At 64.2% G+C, this 19,136-nt stretch carries 16 protein-coding genes; 8 read left to right on the top strand and 8 right to left on the bottom strand.

Annotation, left to right across the window (positions count from 1 at the left end; genetic code table 11):
• Positions 1–21 precede the first annotated feature (21 nt).
• Complete coding sequence (locus tag B2D37_RS12770) at positions 22–957, top strand: glutathione S-transferase family protein (protein WP_079203042.1); 936 nt, start codon at positions 22–24, stop codon at positions 955–957.
• A 17-nt stretch (positions 958–974) separates the two neighbouring features.
• Here B2D37_RS12770 and B2D37_RS12765 read toward each other — a convergent pair whose 3' ends face one another.
• From B2D37_RS12765 to yjeH, 5 genes are all read right to left on the bottom strand, one after another.
• Complete coding sequence (locus tag B2D37_RS12765; protein WP_079203041.1) at positions 975–1,886, bottom strand: DUF4344 domain-containing metallopeptidase; 912 nt, start codon at positions 1,884–1,886, stop codon at positions 975–977.
• Between the two features lie 170 nt (positions 1,887–2,056).
• Complete coding sequence (locus tag B2D37_RS12760) at positions 2,057–2,878, bottom strand: hypothetical protein (RefSeq protein ID WP_079203040.1); 822 nt, start codon at positions 2,876–2,878, stop codon at positions 2,057–2,059.
• 85 nt (positions 2,879–2,963) lie between these two features.
• Positions 2,964–3,971 (bottom strand): nucleoid-associated protein YejK, encoded by a 1,008-nt coding sequence (yejK, locus tag B2D37_RS12755; RefSeq protein WP_079203039.1) that lies wholly within the window; start codon positions 3,969–3,971, stop codon positions 2,964–2,966.
• Positions 3,972–4,059: 88 nt separating this feature from the next.
• Entirely contained in the window at positions 4,060–5,403 is a 1,344-nt protein-coding gene (locus tag B2D37_RS12750) for a TAXI family TRAP transporter solute-binding subunit (protein ID WP_079203038.1), read from the bottom strand.
• A gap of 227 nt (positions 5,404–5,630) precedes the next feature.
• Complete coding sequence (gene yjeH, locus B2D37_RS12745) at positions 5,631–6,893, bottom strand: L-methionine/branched-chain amino acid transporter (protein ID WP_079203037.1); 1,263 nt, start codon at positions 6,891–6,893, stop codon at positions 5,631–5,633.
• A 124-nt stretch (positions 6,894–7,017) separates the two neighbouring features.
• Here yjeH and B2D37_RS12740 point away from each other — a divergent pair, with 124 nt between their 5' ends.
• A complete protein-coding gene (locus tag B2D37_RS12740) occupies positions 7,018–7,437 on the top strand; it encodes an Lrp/AsnC family transcriptional regulator (RefSeq protein WP_079203036.1) in 420 nt (139 codons plus the stop codon).
• A gap of 30 nt (positions 7,438–7,467) precedes the next feature.
• On the opposite strand, the gene B2D37_RS12735 is transcribed toward B2D37_RS12740, so the two are convergent.
• Positions 7,468–8,169, bottom strand: a complete 702-nt coding sequence (locus tag B2D37_RS12735; RefSeq protein WP_079203035.1) for an HAD-IA family hydrolase — start codon at positions 8,167–8,169, stop codon at positions 7,468–7,470.
• Between the two features lie 143 nt (positions 8,170–8,312).
• Between B2D37_RS12735 and sbcD the strand changes: the two genes are divergently transcribed.
• From sbcD to B2D37_RS12720, 3 genes are all read left to right on the top strand, one after another.
• Positions 8,313–9,533, top strand: coding sequence for an exonuclease subunit SbcD (gene sbcD, locus B2D37_RS12730; protein WP_079203034.1), 1,221 nt, complete (start codon positions 8,313–8,315; stop codon positions 9,531–9,533).
• Positions 9,530–12,949, top strand: coding sequence for an exonuclease subunit SbcC (gene sbcC, locus B2D37_RS12725; RefSeq protein WP_079203033.1), 3,420 nt, complete (start codon positions 9,530–9,532; stop codon positions 12,947–12,949). Before sbcD ends, sbcC begins: the two co-directional genes overlap by 4 nt.
• 163 nt (positions 12,950–13,112) lie before the next feature.
• Positions 13,113–13,850 (top strand): ABC transporter substrate-binding protein, encoded by a 738-nt coding sequence (locus B2D37_RS12720; RefSeq protein WP_079203032.1) that lies wholly within the window; start codon positions 13,113–13,115, stop codon positions 13,848–13,850.
• 42 nt (positions 13,851–13,892) lie between these two features.
• Here the strand turns inward: B2D37_RS12720 and B2D37_RS12715 are convergent, their stop codons facing one another.
• Complete coding sequence (locus tag B2D37_RS12715) at positions 13,893–14,801, bottom strand: haloalkane dehalogenase (RefSeq protein ID WP_079203031.1); 909 nt, start codon at positions 14,799–14,801, stop codon at positions 13,893–13,895.
• Between the two features lie 309 nt (positions 14,802–15,110).
• On the opposite strand from B2D37_RS12715, the gene B2D37_RS12710 reads away from it, so the two are divergent.
• Together B2D37_RS12710 and B2D37_RS12705 are read left to right on the top strand one after the other, a co-directional pair.
• The gene (locus B2D37_RS12710) at positions 15,111–15,536 is read left to right on the top strand and encodes a potassium channel family protein (RefSeq protein ID WP_154067182.1); all 426 of its coding nucleotides are present in this window, start codon (positions 15,111–15,113) and stop codon (positions 15,534–15,536) included.
• Positions 15,537–15,637: 101 nt separating this feature from the next.
• Complete coding sequence (locus B2D37_RS12705) at positions 15,638–16,933, top strand: AarF/ABC1/UbiB kinase family protein (protein WP_079203029.1); 1,296 nt, start codon at positions 15,638–15,640, stop codon at positions 16,931–16,933.
• Positions 16,934–17,133: 200 nt separating this feature from the next.
• Here B2D37_RS12705 and B2D37_RS12700 read toward each other — a convergent pair whose 3' ends face one another.
• Entirely contained in the window at positions 17,134–17,946 is an 813-nt protein-coding gene (locus B2D37_RS12700) for an ABC transporter substrate-binding protein (protein ID WP_079203028.1), read from the bottom strand.
• Positions 17,947–18,214: 268 nt separating this feature from the next.
• On the opposite strand from B2D37_RS12700, the gene B2D37_RS12695 reads away from it, so the two are divergent.
• Positions 18,215–19,135, top strand: coding sequence for an ABC transporter substrate-binding protein (locus tag B2D37_RS12695; protein WP_079203027.1), 921 nt, complete (start codon positions 18,215–18,217; stop codon positions 19,133–19,135).
• The last annotated feature ends 1 nt before the right edge of the window (position 19,136 follow it).

Raw genomic sequence — 19,136 nt, 5'->3', positions numbered from 1 at the left:
TGAATAGTTGCGGAGCCTGTCATGCACGAGTTGATCCTGCACCATTACCCAACCTCGCCGTTTTCCGAAAAGGCGCGCCTGATGCTGGGCTTCAAGCAACTGTCCTGGCGCTCGGTGATGATCCCGGCAATGATGCCCAAACCGGATCTGATCGCCTTGACGGGCAGTTATCGCAAGACCCCGGTGTTGCAGGTTGGTGCCGACATCTATTGCGATAGCGCGCTGATCGCCCGGCGTCTGGAGGCGGAAAAAGCCACGCCGCCGTTGTTTCCCGAAGGCCAGGAATTCAATGTCACCAGCTTCGCCCAGTGGGCCGACTCGCTGGTGTTCCAGCATGCGGTGAGCCTGGTGTTCCAGCCTGAATCCATCGCTGTACGCTTCGGCACCCTGCCGCCGGAATTCCTCAAGACCTTTATCGTCGACCGTACCGCGCTGTTCAGTGGCGGCAATGCCGTCCGCGTGCCGCTGGAGCAGGCCAAGCATCAATGGCCGGTGCTGATGAGCCGTTTGCAGCAGCAACTCGAGCGCGAGCAGGGCGATTTTCTGTTTGGCGAGCCGTCGCTGGCCGACTTCGCCATGGCCCATTCGCTGTGGTTCCTGCGCGGCACCCCGGTGACTGCGCCGCTGGTTGACGAGTATCCGGCAGTGGCGGCCTGGCTCGGCCGGGTGTTGGGTTTCGGTCACGGTGCGCACAGCGAGATGAGCGGTGAAGAAGCCGTGGCGATCGCGCGCGAGGCCACCCCGGCAGAGCTCCCCAATGAGGCATTTACTGACCCGAATGGTTTCACGCTCGGCCAGCAGGTGACCATTGCGGCCATCGATTACGGCGTCGATGCGGTCGCAGGCGAGTTGTTGTTCAGCGGTAGCGAAGAGTTGATCCTGCGTCGCGAGGATCCGCGCGCCGGGGTTGTGCACGTACACTTCCCGCGCATGGGCTTCCGGATCGAGGCGCGCTGAGGCGCGCTTGCCCCGGCCTACGGCTTGCGACAGCTGTCGCAGGCTTGGATGGCCGCCTGGCGCAGGCGCGGTAACTGCACGGCGAGCAGCTGAAAATGCGCCAGGCGTTCGTAGCACAGCACCAGCTCGCCGCCGGTGCGGCTGTACCAGGCGTCTGGCGCACCACAACTGGCCAGGCGCAGCACCAGATCACGGGGCAGGTGGTAAGTCTCGCTGGCGCGGGCGGCGATGGCCTCCACTTCGCCAGAGCGGCGGATCTGTTCGAGCAGGCGCTGACTCTCTTCCGGGCGCAAGCTCGGCGGCTCGTAGATCACCTGGATGCGATGGCCAAGTGACTCGCCGGGGCGGCGGCCGTGTTGTTGCTCGACCCAGGCCAGCGCCTTGCGCACCTGGGCGTACTCCTGGTCGCAGTAGAGTGCACGTTCCATTGGCAGGCCGGTGAGCTTGGGCACCCATTCCAGCCGATCCGGATCGCTGCCGTAGATCAGGCAGGCCAGATTGTAGAAGCGCTGGGCATCGAGGCCATGGCTGGCCCAGGCGTACACTTCCTCATGCTCCGGTTTCGCCCGTTGCCATTCCAGCCGCCAGTAATCGGCGATGTCCAACAGCTTGGCGTAGAAGTCGGCGTCGCGCTGACGCCCGTTGGCGAGGAACAGGCTGATGAAGCCGAGTTGATCGGCGGCATCCTCCTCGCGGCCGAGCACCGGAAGATTCAGTTCGGCGATCAGCAGGTGGCCCATTTCGTGCGATAGGGTGAACGCAGTATTCACCGCGACGAAACGTGCGCTGTCGCTGCGCAGCGCTTCCGGTGGCGGTTCTTCACTGGCCATGCTCGCCATGCCGGCCAGTAGTCCCAGGCATAGCGTGGCGCACACAACCAGGCGGCGACACTGGGCCGCAGGGCCTGGTTGGTTGCAGGACGGTTTCATCCCCGACTCCTCAGCGCAGACGGTGGAACCTTTACATCTGACTCTAGCAGCCTGGCGGGCTTGGGATTGAGTGCACAGGAGCGGCTTCAGCCGCGCAGCGCTTGGTTGCTTGTGCGACGGCTAAAGCGCAGCGCTGCCGCTGCTTCCCAGGCGAGCAGAGGGAAGTGGCTCTAATCCGCGTCCTGCAGGTCGTCCACCGTGAAGGGCGCTGGGCGATCCGGCCACTCGAGGTGCAGGCGTTCGAATTCGCGGGCCAGCAGGCTGGCCAGCAACCAGTCGCGCAGCCAGCGATGCTCGGCCGGCAGCACATACCAGGGGGCCTGTTCGCTGTGGCTGGCCGTCAGCAGTTGGCTCCAGTGTTGCTGGCGCACCGCGTAGCCACGGTAGGCCAGCAAATCACTGGCGCGCAGTTTCCAGCGCTTGTCCGGGCGCTGCACACGTTGCAGCAGGCGCGCTTTCTGCTCGTCGCGGGATATCTGCAGGTAGCACTTGAGCGGATGCAGGCGCTGCGCCGGCAGACCCGCTTCCAGGGCCAGCACGCGCTGCAGGCGGGCGGGTAACTCGGCGGCGGCGATCAGGCCGTCGAAGAGGTCGCTGGCCAGGCCTTCGTAGTAACTGCGGTTGAACACCCCGAGCAGTCCGGGGGCGGGCAGCCGCCGCCGATAGCGCCAGAGGAAATCATGCCGTCGCTCGCCGGCATCCGGTTGCTTGAAACTGTGCAGGTGCAGGCCTTGCGGGTCGATGCTGTTGAGCACGCGCCTGATGACGCCGTCTTTGCCGGCGCAGTCCGGGCCTTGCAGCACCAGCAGCAGGGCGTCCTGGCCGTTGGCCTGGAGCCGCCGCTGCTGATCGTTGAGCCAGGCGCGCAGTTCGGCCAGGGCCGATTGCGCGGCCTTTCTGTCCAGGCCGAAATCGCGCGCCGGATCCTTGGCAAAAGGTGCCGCCGGATCGAGCAGGCAGTCGTCGAGCACACTGTCGGGCAGGCGTGACATGGCGCAGTGCCTCGAATGTCATGAAACTATCGAACGCAACCTCAGCGCGAGCGCCTACAGATGGTCGCAATAGGCGCTCAGTCTTTCAGTCCTTGCGCCGCTTGAGCTGGTCGGTCAGTTGGGTTGGCAAGTTGCGCAGGATCAGGGTGCCCTGGCTCTCGTCGTATTCGACTTTCGAGCCGAGCAGGTGAGCTTCGAAGCTGATCGACAGGCCTTCGGCGCGGCCGGTGAAGCGCTGAAACTGGCTGAGCGTGCGCTTGTCCGCCGGGATCTCCGGCGACAGGCCGTAGTCCTTGTTACGGATATGCTCGTAGAACGCCCGCGGACGCTCTTCGTCGATCAGCCCGGAGAGCTCCTGCAGGCCCATGGGCTCGCCGATCTTGGCCTGGCTGCTGGCGTAGTCGACCAGGGTCTTGGTTTTTTCCCGTGCCGCTTCTTCTGGCAGATCCTCGCTTTCGACGAAGTCGCTGAAGGCTTTCAGCAGGGTGCGGGTTTCGCCCGGCCCGTCGACGCCTTCCTGGCAGCCGATGAAGTCGCGGAAGTACTCCGACACCTTCTTGCCGTTCTTGCCCTTGATAAAGGAAATGTACTGCTTGGAATTAGCGTTGTTCTGCCATTCGGAAATATTGATCCGCGCCGCCAGGTGCAACTGGCTGAGGTCCAGGTGCTTGGCGGCAGTCACGTCCAGCGCGTCGTTGACCGCCACGCCGTCGCTGTGATGCAGCAGGGCGATCACCAGGTAGTCAGTCATGCCTTGCTGGTAGTGGGCGAACAGCACATGGCCGCCGGTGGACAGGTTGGACTCCTCCATCAGCTTCTGTAGGTGCTCGACCGCCTGGCGGCTGAACGCGGCGAAGTCCTGGCCAGCGTCGAGGTAATGCTTCAGCCAGCCACTGAACGGGTAGGCGCCGGATTCGGCGTGAAACAAGCCCCAGGCCTTGCCCTGCTTGGCGTTGTAGCTCTGGTTGAGGTCGGCGAGCATGTTCTCGATGGCCTGCGAGGCACCTAGTTCGTTGTCGCGGGCGTGCAGCACGGCGGGAGTTCCATCGGGTTTCTTGTCGATCAGGTGGACGATGCAGTGGCGGATCGGCATGGACGGTCTCTCTGGAATCTTCAGCGGTGAACGGGGGCGCTGACAGCTGGCGATGGCCGGCTTCGCTGCCCCGGGAATGCTGCGCAGTTTACCCGAGTGTCTCGGCCTCGGTCGCCCGCCGCTGCTGCAAGGTCTGCAATCGTTCAATCACGTAGCGCAGGTGCACATGCAGTTCGTACAGTTCGTTGGAGTAAGACAGCGGTACCTCGACCTTGGCCAGTTCGTCCTGCAGTTGTTCCAGGCGCTCGATCTCGCTGCCCAGGCGTTCCGGCAGGGTGCCGGCATCCAGTTGCCGGTCAATCTCGCGCAGGTGCTTGTACCAGCGGTAGATGCGCGCGCGGATGCGCCAGCGATACAACGGGCCGACCGCCTTGAGCAGCGGCACCAGCACCACGATCAGCGGGATCAGCAAGATGATGTAGCGGTCGGCCAGGGACGCGATGCGAAACGGCAGGTAGCGCTGCAGTAGGGGTAGACCGCTCTTGTAGTAGTGCTCGGCGTCGCTGGACAGTTCGAAGGTGCGCGGCACGGCGCTGGGAAAGGCGCCGGCCTGATCGAGCAGGGTGCCGTTCTTCATCACCTCGCGGCTCGCCTCGAGGAACAGCGCCACCAGACCCGGGTGGAAGTTTTGGTTGATCACCAGGGTGGCCACCGGGGATAGGGTGACGGTGGTTTGCGGCGGGCTGTTCAGCGCGAGATTGAGCAGGCCTTCCTCGATAGTCACGCGCTTGAAGAACGGCAGGCGGGCTTCATAGGCGGCGGCGCGGCGGAAGTTGGCCAGGCGTAACGCCGGGTTGGCCGCCAGTAGCTGCACGCGGGTGTTCTCCGCCGGACCGACGAAAAAGGCGGCGTCCAGTTCGCCGGAGTTCAGGGCAGCGGCGGCCTTGTTGCCGCCCAGATTCTGCCAGGTGGCGGGGTACTGCTGCGGGTCGATGGCGTTGGCGAGGAGGATTGCCTCGCTGGCCGCCTGGGTGCCGCTACCGACGCTGCCCAAGGCCAGGCGCAGCGGCAGTAGATCGGCGATGCGATCGAGCGCGATGTCCTTGCGGTAGTACAACCACAGCGGTTCCTGATACACCGCACCGAGGCTGTGCAAGCGGGGTTTGTCGCCGGCGCTGAGCTGGCGTTCCAGGCCGCTCTGCACCAGGGCGATCTCGACCTGGCTGTCCTCCGCCAACAGCCGCCCGAGGTTGTCCCGCGAGCCGGCGCTGGGTACCAGGGTCAGCTCGAAGCCTTCCCTGGCCAGTTGCGTCTTGAGCTTCTCGGCAAATAACCGGTAATTGCCACCCTCAGCGCCGGTGGCCATGCTGGCGTGCATCGGCGGCGGCGGGGCCACGAAATAGAACACCGCGCCGACCAGCGCCGCGACCACTGGGACTATCCACAGATTGGCCAGCAACATGATCTTCAGGTCTGTGAGTACGCGGTGCATGGGGCTTCCTTTCGGCGGGTTCGCCCCAAGGATAGAGCATCTAGGAGCCTGTCGGACTTGACCGTTCGTAGCGAGGGGAAGTCCATGGTCCGACAATTCGGTTCGAGTCAGTTTTGTCGGTCTTTCGAGGCGAATAGCTAGCTATTTAACGAGAAAGAGCGGCAAAAATGGCCGAACCCGGCTTTTCCGCAGTAGATCAGCGTTAAGTTCGACAGGCTCCTTGTGCCTCAGGTCACCTTTGCCGCCTGCATGGGCGGGTTGCGCAGGTAATCGAGTGCCGCCAGCACGGCCAACAGGCCCAGGGCATACCAGGCATCCACACCGAGCATCAACAGCACCAGGGTGCAGAGCAGCGCGCTGAAACCGGCTAGCCAGCGCCAGACGCCGCGCAGCAGTACCCAGCCGGCGGCCATGCTCAGCAGGTAGATGACCACGAAGTTGCCGTTGGCGTAGCGGATCAGGTCGTCCACCGAGAGGTTGAACAGACCGGCCAGGCTGGCGCACAGGGCGCAGCTGAGGACCACCAGCAGCAGGGCGCGGGCCGGCACGCCGTGGTGATTGCGCTGGGCCAGGCGGGCTGGCAGCTTGCCTTCGTCGGCCAGGCTCCAGATCAGCCGGGCGAAGCCCTGGATATAGACGTTGATCGAGGCGAAGCAGGCCAGGTAGCCGACCAGCGCGATCAGCCAGCGCGCCTGCTCGCCCAGCAGCAGGTCGAACAGGCGCGGCAGCGAGGCAGCGTCGCTGTGCACATTGCCGTACGCCTGAAAGCTCAGCACCGCGACCGAGCAGGCCCAGTACACCAGGCCGGCAAGTAATACGCCGAGCAGCAGGGCCAGGGGGAAGTCGCGCTCGGGGCGCTTGAATTCCTCGCCCATATGGGTGAACGCCTCGATGCCGACGAAACACCAGAACATCACCCCCAGCGCGGCGGGCAGCAGGTGCCAGGAACCGGCGATGGGCGGCAGCAGCGACTGACTGTTGAGCGGCAAGTCGCCGACCCACCAGATCAGGCCGACACTGCCGACGATAGCCACGGCGATCAGACCCTGTACCAGCCCCGAGGCCTTGGCCGGACGCTGGCCGAGCAGCAGGATGGCGCCGAGTGTGGCGAGCTGGATGGTCAGCGCCTGGCCGCGACTCAAGTCGACCACGGCCTGCCAGAAACCGCTGGCGATATTCAATGCTGCCGGCAAGCCGACTGGCAGCACGGCGAGGAACAGCCAGGCGCTGAGGCGCTCCATGCGCGGGCCGAAGGCGCGGCCGATCAAGTGCGGCGCACCGCCGGCATGGGGGTAGTGCCGGCCCAGCTGGGCGAAGGTGAAGGCGATCGGCAGGACCAGGGCGATGAGGATCATCCAGGCCCACAGCGAGGCCTCGCCAGCCGCGGTGGCGGCCAGCGCCGGCACGACGAAAATACCGGTGCCCAGCAGCGACGTGCTCAGCAGGCCAATGCCCTGCAGCAGGCCAAGTTCTTGGTTCAGGCGGCTCATGTTGTATGCTCGTGTCCTTTCGAAGAATGCTGCCATATTAAGCCGCCGATCCGGCGCAAGCTGCCGGCTTTCACCGACGAAACGGCGCAATTCCCCCTCAAATTGCCGGATGCACGAGAACCCTGTGGACAAGTTCGATCGCCAGATCCTCGCCCTGCTGCGCAGCGATGCGCGTACCCCGGTCAGCCAGATTGCCCGCGACGTCAACCTGTCGCGCTCGGCGGTCAGCGAGCGCATTCGTCAACTGGAGCAAACCGGGATCATTCAGGGCTATCACGCCCGGGTCGCCGATCCCGATGGCGGCGCAGTCAAGGCGTTCTTCGAGCTGTTCTACAAGGATGGCCGCTGCCAGGACTACGTCGAGCGCATGCGCGCCTTCCCGGAAATCCGCCGTTGTTGCGGCATCAGCGGCGAGACCGACATGCTGGTCTACGTCGAGGTGGCTTCAATGGCGCGGCTCAGCGAGATTCGCGACGAACTCGAACGCTTCCCGCAGATGCAGCGGGTCAAGACCCATATGGTGGTGCAGGAGTGGGCCATGTGAACCGGGGCGGTTGCTCTTGAGGTTTGCCGTTCAGGGCCAGGCGTCGGCTGCGGCTCTGTAACACAACCGCTCAACCAGTGCCGGCAGCTCGCGCATGTCCTCGATCAGGTGTTGCACACCGAGTTGCCGTAGGGTCTCGCCATGTTCCGGAGGAATGTGGCTGGCACCTAGGAAGCCGATTACCTGCATGCCTGCGGTCAGCGCTGCGGTAGCGCCAGTGGCACTGTCCTCCACTACCAAGCAGCGCTGCGGGGCGACGCCGGCGGTTTTCGCGGCCAGCAGGTAAACATCGGGTGCCGGCTTGGGCCGGTCGACCTGTTCTGCGGCAAAAATGCCGCTATCAACCCGCCCGCTCAGATCGCTGCGCTGCAGCGCAAAGACAACCGCCTGATGACGACCATTGGAGGCGATGGCCAATGGCAAGTCGATGCTGTGCAGGGCATCGCGTACCCCTGGAATAATCTGCACCTCGCTGCGGATCAGCGCTTCGCTACGGGCGAGTTGCTCGGCATGGAAGTTGACCGGCAGGCAGATGCCGAAATGCGCTTCGACCCTGGCCAGGATGTCGCGGCCCTGCAGGCCGAAGGTGCCGTTCAGCACGACGTCCAACTCATGCAGGGGGACCAGGCTGGCAAGCGCTTCGCGCAGGGTCCTTTCGGCGATGATTTCGCTGTCGATTAGCACACCGTCGCAATCACAGATCAGTAAGTCGATATGACGGGTTTGCTTCATGCGGTGCGATCCTCCTGGTTATTGAGTGCTGAGGCGATTTTACCGATTCAGCCTTGGCTGCCGCGGCGACCTATCGAGTATTTGCTTCGACCGGTGCGAACAGGCAAGGTTGCCGGATTATTTTTCGTGAGAATTACAGCGAGATGCGCATTCTGCACACCTCCGACTGGCACCTTGGCCAGCACTTCATGGGCAAGACCCGCCAGGCCGAACACCAGGCTTTCTGCGCTTGGCTGATCGAGCAGGTGCACGCACATGAGGTCGATGCGCTGCTGATCGCCGGCGATATCTTCGACACCGGCGCGCCGCCCAGCTATGCCCGCGAGCAGTACAACCGCTTTATCGTCGAGCTGCGCGGCAGCGGCTGCGAGCTGGTGGTGCTCGGCGGCAACCACGATTCGGTGGCCATGCTCGGCGAGAGCAAGACCCTGCTGGCGCAGCTGGATACCCGGGTGATCCCTGGCGTGTGTGCCGATCTGCGCGAGCAACTGCTGGTGCTGCACCGGCGCGACGGCGCGCCCGGGGCGATTCTCTGCGGTATTCCCTTTATCCGCCCGCGCGATGTGCTGCAGAGCCAGGCCGGGCAGAGTGCGCAAGACAAGCAACTGTCGTTGCAGCAGGCGATCCAGCAGCATTACCAGGATCTGTATGCCCTGGCCGAGGCCGAGCGCGACGAGCTGGGTGGCGACGTGCCAATCATCGCCAGCGGGCATTTGACCACGGTCGGCGCTAGCGCCAGCGAGTCGGTGCGCGAGATCTACGTCGGCAGCCTGGAAGCCTTCCCCACCAGCGCCTTCCCGCCGGCTGCCTATATCGCCCTGGGGCATATCCACCGGCCGCAGAAGGTCGGCGGCCTGGAGCATATCCGCTATTGCGGTTCGCCGATCCCGTTGAGTTTCGATGAGGCCAGGCAGCAGAAGGAGGTGTTGCTGGTCGAGCTGGATGGCAGCGGTTTGCGCGCTATCACGCCCTTGCCGGTGCCGCGTTTCCAGCCACTGTTGTCCGTACGCGGATCGCTCAAGGAGCTGGAACCGGCGATTGCCGAGGCCGCGCAGCAGGGCAGCAGCGAGTTGCCGGTGTGGCTGGAAGTGCTGGTGAGCACCGATGACTACCTCAGCGACCTGCAGCTGCGCATCGCCGCGCTGTGCGAGGGCTTGCCGGTCGAAGTGCTGCGCATCCGCCGCGAGCGCGGTAATGCCGTGGCCGCGTTGCAGGGCCAGGCCAGGGAAACCCTGGACGAACTGAGCGTGGAGCAGGTGTTCGCCCAGCGCCTGGGCAGCGAAAGTCTGGATCAGGCGCAGCAGGCACCTTTGCTCGCCCTGTATCGGCAAGTGGTCGGCGCATTGCGCGAGGGCGAGGCATGAAGATCCTCAGCCTGCGCCTGAAGAACCTCAACTCGCTGAAGGGCGAGTGGAAGATCGATTTCACCGCCGAGCCGTTCAAGGACAACGGCCTGTTCGCCATCACCGGGCCGACCGGCGCCGGCAAGACCACCTTGCTCGACGCCATCTGCCTGGCCCTGTACCACCGCACGCCGCGCATGAGCAGCGTGTCGGCCAGCGCCAACGAGCTGATGACCCGGCACACCGGCGATTGCCTGGCCGAGGTCGAATTCGAGGTCAAGGGCGCGCGTTACCGTGCCTTCTGGAGCCAGCGCCGCGCCCGCGACAAGGCCGGCGGCGCGCTGCAGGCGCCCAAGGTGGAACTGGCGGCGGCCGACGGCACTATCCTCACCGACAAGATCAACGAGAAGCTGCGCGAGACCGAGCGCCTGACGGGCCTGGATTTCGAACGTTTCACCAAGTCCATGTTGCTGGCTCAGGGCGGGTTTGCCGCCTTCCTCGAAGCCAATGCCAACCAGCGCGCCGAGCTGCTCGAAGAGCTGACCGGCACCGACATCTACGGCCAGATTTCCCAGCGCGTGTTCGAGCAGACCCGCGAGGTCAAGGGCGCGCTCGATCAACTGCGTGCGCGGGCCGAAGGCGTCGAGTTGTTGGGCGACGAACAGCGTCGCGCGCTGCAGCTCGAAGCCGAACGCCTGGGCGCCGAAGACACCCGCCTGAATGCCGAGCAGGTCGAACTGCAACGCCAGCGCCAATGGCGCGATGACCTGGGCAAAGCGCAGAGCCAGCAGCACAGCACGGCGCTGGCCGAGCAGCGGGCCCAGGACGAATTGCAGGCCGCCCAGGCGCAGCTGGCGCAACTGGCCGCCAGCGAACCCGCGGCAAAGTTGCAGCCTATTTATCGCGACTGGCAGCAGGCGCAGCAGGCCGTGCACCAGGCTGAGCAGGCCTTGCAGCAGACCCGGCTCGAGCAGCAGCAGACCGTACAGCGCAGCAGCGCCTGTCTGTGGCAGGCGCACCAGTTCAGCCAGCAACTGCTTGGCGAGCGGCAGCACGCGTACGATCAGCTGGCCGCGCAGCGCCAGCAGCTGGACACCCGCCTGGCCGAGCACGCGCAACACGCTCGGCTCGGTGAGCAACTGGTGGCTTGGCGCAGCCAGTTCGCGGCGCGCCAGCAGTTGGGCGTGGACATCGACCAGCTCGGCAGCCGCCAGCAGCAGACCGCGCAGGCCGTGCAGGTGCTGGATCGGCAGTTGGCCGAGCAGGCCGCGCAGTTGAGCGCCGAGCAGGCGCACCTGCTTGCAGCGCAACGGGTGGAAGGCGAGCAGCAGCGGCTAGTCGATGGCCTGTTGGCCGGGCGCAGCGAAGCCGCCCTGCGCGAGCACTGGCAGTTGCTGCACCGCCGCAGCGGCCTGCTGGGCCAGCTCAAGCAGCTGGTCAGCACGCGCCTGCAGTTGGCCGAACAACAGACGCAGCTGGACGGCAAACTGCGCGAATTGCACGGCCAGCACGCCGCCAAGGATGCCGAAGTGCTCGCCTTGCGCGCGCGCTACAAGGACGTGCAGCAACAGCTGCGCGACCAGGAAAAACTGCTGGAGCAGGAGCAGCGCATCCAGGCCCTGGAGACCTACCGCGCGCAGCTGCAGGAGGGCCAAGCCTGCCCGTTGTGTGGTGCCCACGAACACCCGGCGATTGCCGCCTACCAGGCACTGGACGTTTGCGCGACCCAACAGACCTTGCTGGCGAAGAAGGCCGAACTGGAAACCCTGACCGGCAGCGGTCAGCGTCTGGCCAGCGAGCTGGCGACCTTGACCACCCAGCTCGAGCAGCAGCGGCAGCAGTTGCAACGTACCCATCAGGAGCACACTCAGCAGGAGCAACGCTGGCAGCAGTTGACCGAGCAGCTCGGCACCGTGCTGGCCGATGCTGCCGCCTTGGCCGCGTATGAGCAGCAGCAGGCGGGTGAGCTGGATGCCATCCAGCGCAGTCTGGATCAGCTCGAACACGTGAAGAGCGCCCATGACGGCGCGCGCACGGCTCGTCAGCAGCTCGAGCAGGCGTGCATCGCCAGGCAGCAACAGCTGGCCCTGAGCAGTCAGCAACGGCAGCATCAGGACACCCAGGTGGCGGACCTCGCCACCCGTCTCGAACAATTGCAGGGCCAGCGCCGCGAACGCGACAGCCTCCTCGGCCAAGAGCTGGGCGCCCTCGGCTATAACCTGCCAGCCGACGGTGACGCCTGGCTGCGCGAGCGCGAAGTCGAGTGGCACAGCTGGCAGCAGGCGCAGCAACGGCGTCAGCAACTGGAGGGTGAACAGCGCGAGCTGGAACATGCCCTCAGCGTTGCCCGCGAACTGCACGGCAACTGGCTACAGCGCTGGGCGGCAGAGCAGCAGGAACAGCCGCCGACACTGGCGGCGGTTGCCGATGCGCGGGCCGCCCTGCGGCAAAGCGAGGCGCAGCTAAGCCATGAGCAAAGCCGTCATCAGCAATTGCACGGTACGCAACAGACCCAGGCGCAGCGGCTGATTGATGATCAGCACGACCTGCAGACCAAGGTGCAGCAATGGGCGGCGGCCCTGGCCGCCAGCCCGTTCGGCGACGAGGGCGCATTCCAGGCTGCGCTGCTTGACGATCAGCAGCGTGCTGCGCTGTCCCGGCTCAAGGAGCGCCTGGACAAATCCCTGGCCGAGGCCCAGGCGCTGAAAACCGCCGCCGAGCAACAGTTGGCGACCTTGCAGGCCAATCCGGCCAGTGAACTCGAGCGCGAACAGCTTGAACAACGCCTGCTGCTGCTGACTGCCGAGCTAAAAACCCTGACCCAGCGCCAGGGCGAAATCCGCGCCCAGTTGCAGGGCGACGATGCACGGCGGCTGAGCCAGCAGAGTCTGTTCGCCGGGATCCAAGCCAAGCAGGTCGAGTACGACCTCTGGCAGCAACTCAACAGCCTGATCGGCTCGGCCGACGGCGCCAAGTACCGCAAGTTTGCCCAAGGCCTGACCCTCGATCACCTGGTCTACCTGGCCAACCAGCAACTCGAACGCCTGCATGGCCGCTACCAGCTGGCCCGGCGTAGCAGCGGCGAACTGGAACTGGAAGTGATCGACACCTGGCAGGCCGATGTCGCCCGCGACACCAAGACCCTGTCCGGCGGCGAAAGCTTCCTGGTCAGCCTGGCCCTGGCGTTAGCCCTGTCCGACCTGGTCAGCCACAAGACCAGCATCGACTCGCTGTTTCTCGACGAAGGCTTCGGCACCTTGGACGGCGAAACCCTGGAAATCGCCTTGGATGCCCTCGATAGCCTGAATGCCAGCGGCAAGATGATCGGCGTGATCAGCCACGTCGAGGCCATGAAGGAGCGGATTCCGGTGCAACTGAAAGTGCACAAGAGCGTGGGCATGGGCTACAGCGCCCTGGACCGCCGTTATGCCCTGTGACTCGCTGCCCGCGTCTTTACCTATACTGGCCAGGGCGCTGACCAGGCGCGTTGATACATGCTATGAGCATGGACGTGATGCCCAACCAGGGCCGGGGGAGGAACACACTTTGCTCAGGTTGTTCATTTGTACTGCTTGGTTGTTTTTTTGTCCCGCCGTGGTTATGGCTGAGCAAACAGCGGCACAGCAGCTGACTTTTTGCCATGAGGACCAGGATGCCTATCCCTGGGTCATGACTGACAAGAGCGGGCTTAATCTGCAGTTGCTGGGGTTGGTCGAACAGACCCTGCCGGTGACCTTCACCTATGTGTCCGTGCCCTGGAAGCGTTGCCTGTCCGGGCTGGAACAGGGCACTTATGACGGCGCCTTCGCCTCCAGCTTCAAGGTCGAACGCATGAGCGCCGGGCGCTATCCCATGGCGGCGGATGGTCAGCCTGACGCGAGTAAGCGCCTGCACATGTCGCGCTATGCGCTTTACCGCCGCCGGGGCGACTCGGTGTCCTGGGACGGTTCGGCGTTCCAGCAGCTGAGTGGCCGAATCGGTTCCCTGAGCGGGTTTTCCATCGCAGCATTTCTGCGTGAGCAGGGCGCCGAGGTGGATGAAACCAGTCGCGACCCCCTGGCGCTGCTGCGGATGCTCCAGTACGGACGTATTGAGGCGGCGGCGTTGCAGAGCCAGCGCGCCGACTTCGTCCTGCAGGCCAATCCGCCGCTGGCTGCACGGATCGAGAAGGTCGAGATGCTGCTGGAAGAAAAACCCTACTACCTGATGCTGTCCAAGGCTCTGGTCGCGAACCATGCCGCCCTGACAGAGGCCATCTGGAGCGCCATCGCGTTGCAGCGTGAGTCCGCGGCTTATCAGCAACGTATGCGTGTGTTCCTGAGCAGCGCCACGCCGTGAGGCGTGGCGCTGGCGGCCGCTAAACCATTCAGGGGCAGGCTGCTAGGGCGTGGCGATGATAAAGCGCAGCACCACGGCGGCCAGCTCTTCGCCTTGGTCTTCCTGGAGGAAATGCCCGGCGCCGGCGATGGTGGTATGGGCCTGGCCCTGGGTGCCGGGAATCAGCTTTTGCATCAGTTTGTCGCCGCCGGCGGTGATTGGGTCGCTGTCGCTGAAGGCGGTCAGGAATGGTTTGCACCAATTCGCCAGCACCGTCCAGGCCGCGCGGTTGGCCGCTGCGGCCGGGTCGTCCGGGGTGGTCGGCACCAGCAGGGGAAACTGTCGGGCACCTTCCTTGTAGCGCTCGTCCGGGTAGGGGGCGTCGTAGGCGTCGATCACCGTTTGCGGCAGGGTCGTCACGGTGCCGCCCTTGATCACCCCGCCGGCGGGAAATACCGGCACCTCCTGGGAGAATTTCTGCCAGTTACTGAAGGCCGCGCCGGGAGTGTGATCGCCGGTTGGCAGCATGGTGTTGGCGGCAACCACCCGGGCGAAGCGCTGCGGGTTTTCCGCGACCAGGCGCAGACCGATCAGGCCGCCCCAGTCCTGGCAGACCAGGGTGATGTGCTTGAGGTCGAGCTGCTCGAGTACCGCATGCATCCAATCAACGTGACGTTGATAGCTGTAGTCCTGGCGTTGAGTCGGCTTGTCGGATCGGCCAAAACCTATCAGGTCGGGGGCGATCACCCGATGCCCGGCGGCGACGAGCAGAGGGATCATCTTGCGATACAGGTAACTCCAGGACGGTTCGCCATGCAGCAGCAGCACGGGAGCGGCTGCGGCAGGCCCCTCGTCGAGGTAGTGCACGCGCAGCTGGCCGCCCTCGCAGTCATCCACCTGCAGGTAGTGGGGCGCGAACGCATAGCCCGGCAGATTGGCAAAGCAGCTGTCAGGGGTGCGTAAAAACTCCATGGGATTGTTCCTCTCGATGGCCAAGCAGGTAAATTGTGCTGTGCCGGTGCCGCTGTACAGTGTGTTGGCTGTCATGAATATAGCTGCATCAGCGGGCAGGGGCCGCGACCAGCGCTTGAACCCCAGGCATACGCGTGCATGATGGCCTCGCAAAAACTACCGGCTGCCTCGTCGCCGTAGGGGCCGCCACGAGCCAACCGAGGCACGGTGCCAGTAGCCAGCCTGCGACTCTTTGTCGAGACTATGCTCGACGTGGGTGCAGCGAAGCAGAATTGCTCCCCATCAAAACCCTCCACAGCAGGATCGCCAGTGATCGCCGTATTTCTAGTCAACAGCCTGATCGTGATAGCCGCCGTCATCATCCACTACGAATTCCTCTATCGGCTGACGCTGCTGTTGCCGCACATTCAGGTGCGCCACCGCTTTCGCATCGTGTTGGGCGTCGGTGGCGCTCTGCTGGCGCATGCGGTCGAGGTGTGGATATTCGCTTTCGCCTACTATGTGATGCACCGCGCCGGTGGCTGGGGCTACCTGGAAGGCAACTTCAACGGCAGTTTGATGGACTCGGTGTATTTCTCCTTCACGACCTTCACCACCCTTGGCTTTGGCGATATCCAGCCGCACGGCGATCTGCGCTTCCTGACCGGAATTGAATCGCTCACCGGACTGGTGCTGATTACCTGGACCGCGACTTTTCTCTTCGTGGAAATGCAGCGGTTCTGGAATACGCGATAGCCCGGGGCGTTGCCGCGCGGTCATCGTTGCTGACCGGCTTGCCCGTTGGTAACTGTCCCGAGCAGGCGCATGATCACTGTACGTTCTGAAGAGCATCGCCAATGGCCAAGCCCCCGCTAATTCCATCCTCAGCCTCCGCGCTCGGGCGTTTTTTCAAACTGGCCGGCACTGCGACACGCATCGGTGGCGGACTGCTCGGACAGCAGCTCAGCCTGGGCCGCTCGGCCATCGATTGGCAGCCAGTGGCCGAGCAACTGGGCACTGTGCTCGGCGAGATGAAAGGCCCGGTGCTCAAGCTTGGGCAGATGGCCTCGCAATGGCACGAAGTGCTCCCCGAACCGGTGGCGCAGGCCTTGAACAAACTGCAAAACCGGGTGCCGGCGTTGCCCTTCAGCGCCCTGCAAGGGCATTTGCAGCAGGTCTATGGCGATGATTTAAGCCAGTTCTTCCAGAGTATCGAGGAGCAGCCGTTTGCCGCCGCTTCGCTGGGCCAGGTGCATCGAGCGGTGGCGCTGGATGGGCGGGCGCTGGTACTCAAGGTGCAGTACCCCGGTATCGCCGAGATCTGCGCGGCAGATTTGCGCCAGTTGCGTCGTCTGCTGCCGCTCGGGCGCTTGTTCCGCGCGCCAGCCGAACAGTTGGAAGGGGTCTATCAAGAACTGGCGGCGGTGATCGCGGCCGAACTGGATTACCCGGCGGAGATGCGCCGCCTGCAGCAGTTCCGCGCGCACTTTGCCGACTGGCCGGGGCTGCGCTTGCCGCAGCCGCAGGAAGATCTGTGCCGGCCGGGCGTACTGGCGTTGAGCGAAGAGCCCGGCTTGCCCTTTGCCGAAGTCGCTCAGGCCAGTGCCGAGGTGCGCGAACGCCTGGCCCTGACGCTGGTGCGCTGGCTGAGTACGCAGGCCTTCGAGCTGGGGTTGCTGCATGCCGACCCGCATCCGGGTAATTTCGCCTACACCGCCACCGGCGAATTGGTGGTGTATGACTTCGGCTGCGTTCAGACATTGTCGCCCGCGTTGCTGGGCGCCTACGTGCAAACCTACCGGGCGCTGCAGGCGCGCGATGGCGAACAGCTGGAGCGGGCTTTCCAGGCACTGGGCACACGCCAGCCGCAATCGACCACCCCTTATGGCCTGTATCGCCAGTTGCATGGGCTGCTCGGGCCGTTGTTGCAGCGGGGCAAGTGCTGGGATTTCGCCGCCACGCCGCTGCACCAACAGGTGCAGGCGCTGTTACCGGATGTATTGGGCGCGCTTGGCAGCCTGCAACCGGCGCCGGCCACCCTGCTGGTCAACCGCACCCTGGAAGGGCATTACTGGAATCTCAGCCGGCTGGGGGTGGCCTTGCCGCTGGCAGATCTGCTGCATGAACAGATGGCGCTGGTGCAGAACCACTAGCAGGCCGTTGAAAAACTACCTACGTTGTCGATACGGCGTTAAAAACAGGCTCGGAATGCTCATTTACAGCTCGTAAAATCCGCTTCCTCGCCTGCTTTTGCCTTGTCTCGGCTGCCTCGCCTACGTTTTTCAACGGCCTGCTAGCCGCTCGGGAGTACGGACGGCGTAAACCTGGGCGCTCCAGTCCAGGCGGGGCTGGCTTACGGCTCGACTAAATCGGCTTCGAGGTCGATTGCCTGGCCGGGTGTCTGTTGGTATTTGCCTAGCTGCAGGTCGCGAAAATACTGCTGGTAGCGGCCGCTGTCGCGATACTGCTGCAGGCGCCGGTTGAAGCGCTCGCGCAGCGCCTGACTGCCTTCGAGCTGCGTGGGGAACAGCAGGTAGCTGAAGTTGTTGAGCAGTGGTTTGCGGTGGTGGGTGATTTTGCCGATGTCGGCTGCGCTGAAATGGCTGTGCAGTGCGGCGTAGCCGACGTTGATTTCCTGCGGGTAGAGCGCCACGCGATTTTTCAGCAGTTTCTCGAAGTTCTGCATGTCGCTGGAGACCCGCTCCATGCGCACGTTGCCGGTGTCGAGAAATGCATCGAATTTGGCGCCATAGCTGTATCCCAGACCGCCGCCCAGGGTCATGCCGGTCAGGTCGTAGGGGCTCTGCCAATCGAACGGAAAGTCTTTCAGGTGGAAAAACACGAACTGTTCATCGAGGATCGGTGCGCTATAGAGAAAATCCGCCTCGCGCTCGTTCTTGTGCATCCAAATCGCGCTGGCGGCGAATCTACCAGCGGCCGTTGCCGCATAGGCGCGCGGCCAAGGCAGGAATTGGAAGCTGACGCGATAGCCTTCATCGGCGAACAGGTCGCTGATCAGGTGGGCAATCACGCCGTTGTGCTTGAGGTCGGCAGACAGGTAGGGCGGCCAGTCGCCGACGCTGATGCTCAGCGCCTGCCGTTCGGCGGCCTGAGTGTTCAGGCACAGCAGCAGGCAAAGGCTGGTGCATAGTCGTCTTGCATTCATTTGCGCTACTCGCTTGGCACTGCAGCCATAGTGGCACGTTGGCCAATTTGTGCTCAATGCGCATTGTGCTGTATCGCCCACAGGTCAGTGCTTGAGGATTCGGCGCATGCCCTGGCCGCTTAAAAAAAACGCGGCGATGACGACGATTTGCTCTGTGAATGTTGCGTGCCTATGGTCATAAACAGCAAGCCAGTTAACCTTAAGGGGCTGCTCGGCCGTATTGCCGGGTCGAGCGTTTCTGGTCATCAACCAACAGGGTGGAAAAACCATGTCTTTATTGGGCAAGCTACTGGGTCGTGTGCTGTCACTGCTGGCGCTGTGGGGCGTAATGGCTGCTGCCCAGGCGCAGCCAAACGTGGTGGTCGCCTCCAAGATCGACACCGAGGGCGCGGTGCTGGGGCAGTTGATCTATCAGGCGCTCAAGCGTGGCGGGGTGCCGGTTGAAGATCGCACCCAGCTCGGCGCCACCAATATCGTGCGCAGTGCACTGATCGCCGGAGAGGTCGGTATCTACCCGGAGTACACCGGCAATGGCGCGTTCTTTTTCGACAGCGCCGACAGCAGCCTGTGGAAAGACGCCGAGCAGGGCTACGCCAAGGTCAAGGAGTTGGATCTTGCCGCCAACCAGCTGGTCTGGCTCCAGCCTGCCAATGCCAACAACACCTGGGCGATGAGTGTGCGCGGCGACCTGGCACGCGCCCACGGTCTGAAGACGCTGGATGATCTGGCCCGCTACCTGACCGAGGGCGGCGACTTCAAGTTCGCCGCCAGCGCCGAGTTCGTCGAGTCGCCAACGGCGCTCCCGGCGTTCCAGGAGGCCTACGGCTTCAAGCTTGCGTCCGAGCAGCTGCTGATCCTCGCCGGCGGCAATACCGCGGCGACCCTCCGCGCCGCGTCGATGCAGACCAATGGCGTCAATGCGGCCATGACCTACGGCACCGATGGCGGATTGAGCGCCCTGGATCTGCTGGTACTGGACGACACCCGCGGCGTGCAGCCGGTCTATCAGCCAGCGCCCGTGGTGCGCGCGGATGTACTCGAGGCCTATCCGCAGATTGCCACGCTGCTCCAGCCGGTCTTCGCCGCCCTGGATCTGCAGACCCTGCAGCGGCTCAATGGCGAGGTGGCGGTGCAGGGCGCCGAGCCGGCGAAAGTGGCGGCAGCCTTCCTCGATAACCTGGGCCAATGAT

The sequence above is a fragment of the Pseudomonas sp. CC6-YY-74 genome, from assembly GCF_002025205.1.
Lineage (GTDB): Bacteria > Pseudomonadota > Gammaproteobacteria > Pseudomonadales > Pseudomonadaceae > Aquipseudomonas > Aquipseudomonas paeninsulae.
This window is presented reverse-complemented; position numbering and strand designations above follow the sequence as displayed.

Bases quoted from the DNA above. Each gene is read 5' to 3' on its own strand.
- B2D37_RS12695 (WP_079203027.1), top strand. From the start codon at position 18,215: ATGTCTTTATTGGGCAAGCTACTGGGTCGTGTGCTGTCACTGCTGGCG.
- B2D37_RS12765 (WP_079203041.1), bottom strand. From the start codon at position 1,886: ATGAAACCGTCCTGCAACCAACCAGGCCCTGCGGCCCAGTGTCGCCGC.
- B2D37_RS12760 (WP_079203040.1), bottom strand. From the start codon at position 2,878: ATGTCACGCCTGCCCGACAGTGTGCTCGACGACTGCCTGCTCGATCCG.
- B2D37_RS12700 (WP_079203028.1), bottom strand. From the start codon at position 17,946: ATGAATGCAAGACGACTATGCACCAGCCTTTGCCTGCTGCTGTGCCTG.
- B2D37_RS12750 (WP_079203038.1), bottom strand. From the start codon at position 5,403: ATGCACCGCGTACTCACAGACCTGAAGATCATGTTGCTGGCCAATCTG.
- yejK (WP_079203039.1), bottom strand. From the start codon at position 3,971: ATGCCGATCCGCCACTGCATCGTCCACCTGATCGACAAGAAACCCGAT.
- sbcD (WP_079203034.1), top strand. From the start codon at position 8,313: ATGCGCATTCTGCACACCTCCGACTGGCACCTTGGCCAGCACTTCATG.
- B2D37_RS12705 (WP_079203029.1), top strand. From the start codon at position 15,638: ATGGCCAAGCCCCCGCTAATTCCATCCTCAGCCTCCGCGCTCGGGCGT.
- B2D37_RS12770 (WP_079203042.1), top strand. From the start codon at position 22: ATGCACGAGTTGATCCTGCACCATTACCCAACCTCGCCGTTTTCCGAA.
- sbcC (WP_079203033.1), top strand. From the start codon at position 9,530: ATGAAGATCCTCAGCCTGCGCCTGAAGAACCTCAACTCGCTGAAGGGC.
- B2D37_RS12720 (WP_079203032.1), top strand. From the start codon at position 13,113: ATGGCTGAGCAAACAGCGGCACAGCAGCTGACTTTTTGCCATGAGGAC.
- yjeH (WP_079203037.1), bottom strand. From the start codon at position 6,893: ATGAGCCGCCTGAACCAAGAACTTGGCCTGCTGCAGGGCATTGGCCTG.
- B2D37_RS12735 (WP_079203035.1), bottom strand. From the start codon at position 8,169: ATGAAGCAAACCCGTCATATCGACTTACTGATCTGTGATTGCGACGGT.
- B2D37_RS12715 (WP_079203031.1), bottom strand. From the start codon at position 14,801: ATGGAGTTTTTACGCACCCCTGACAGCTGCTTTGCCAATCTGCCGGGC.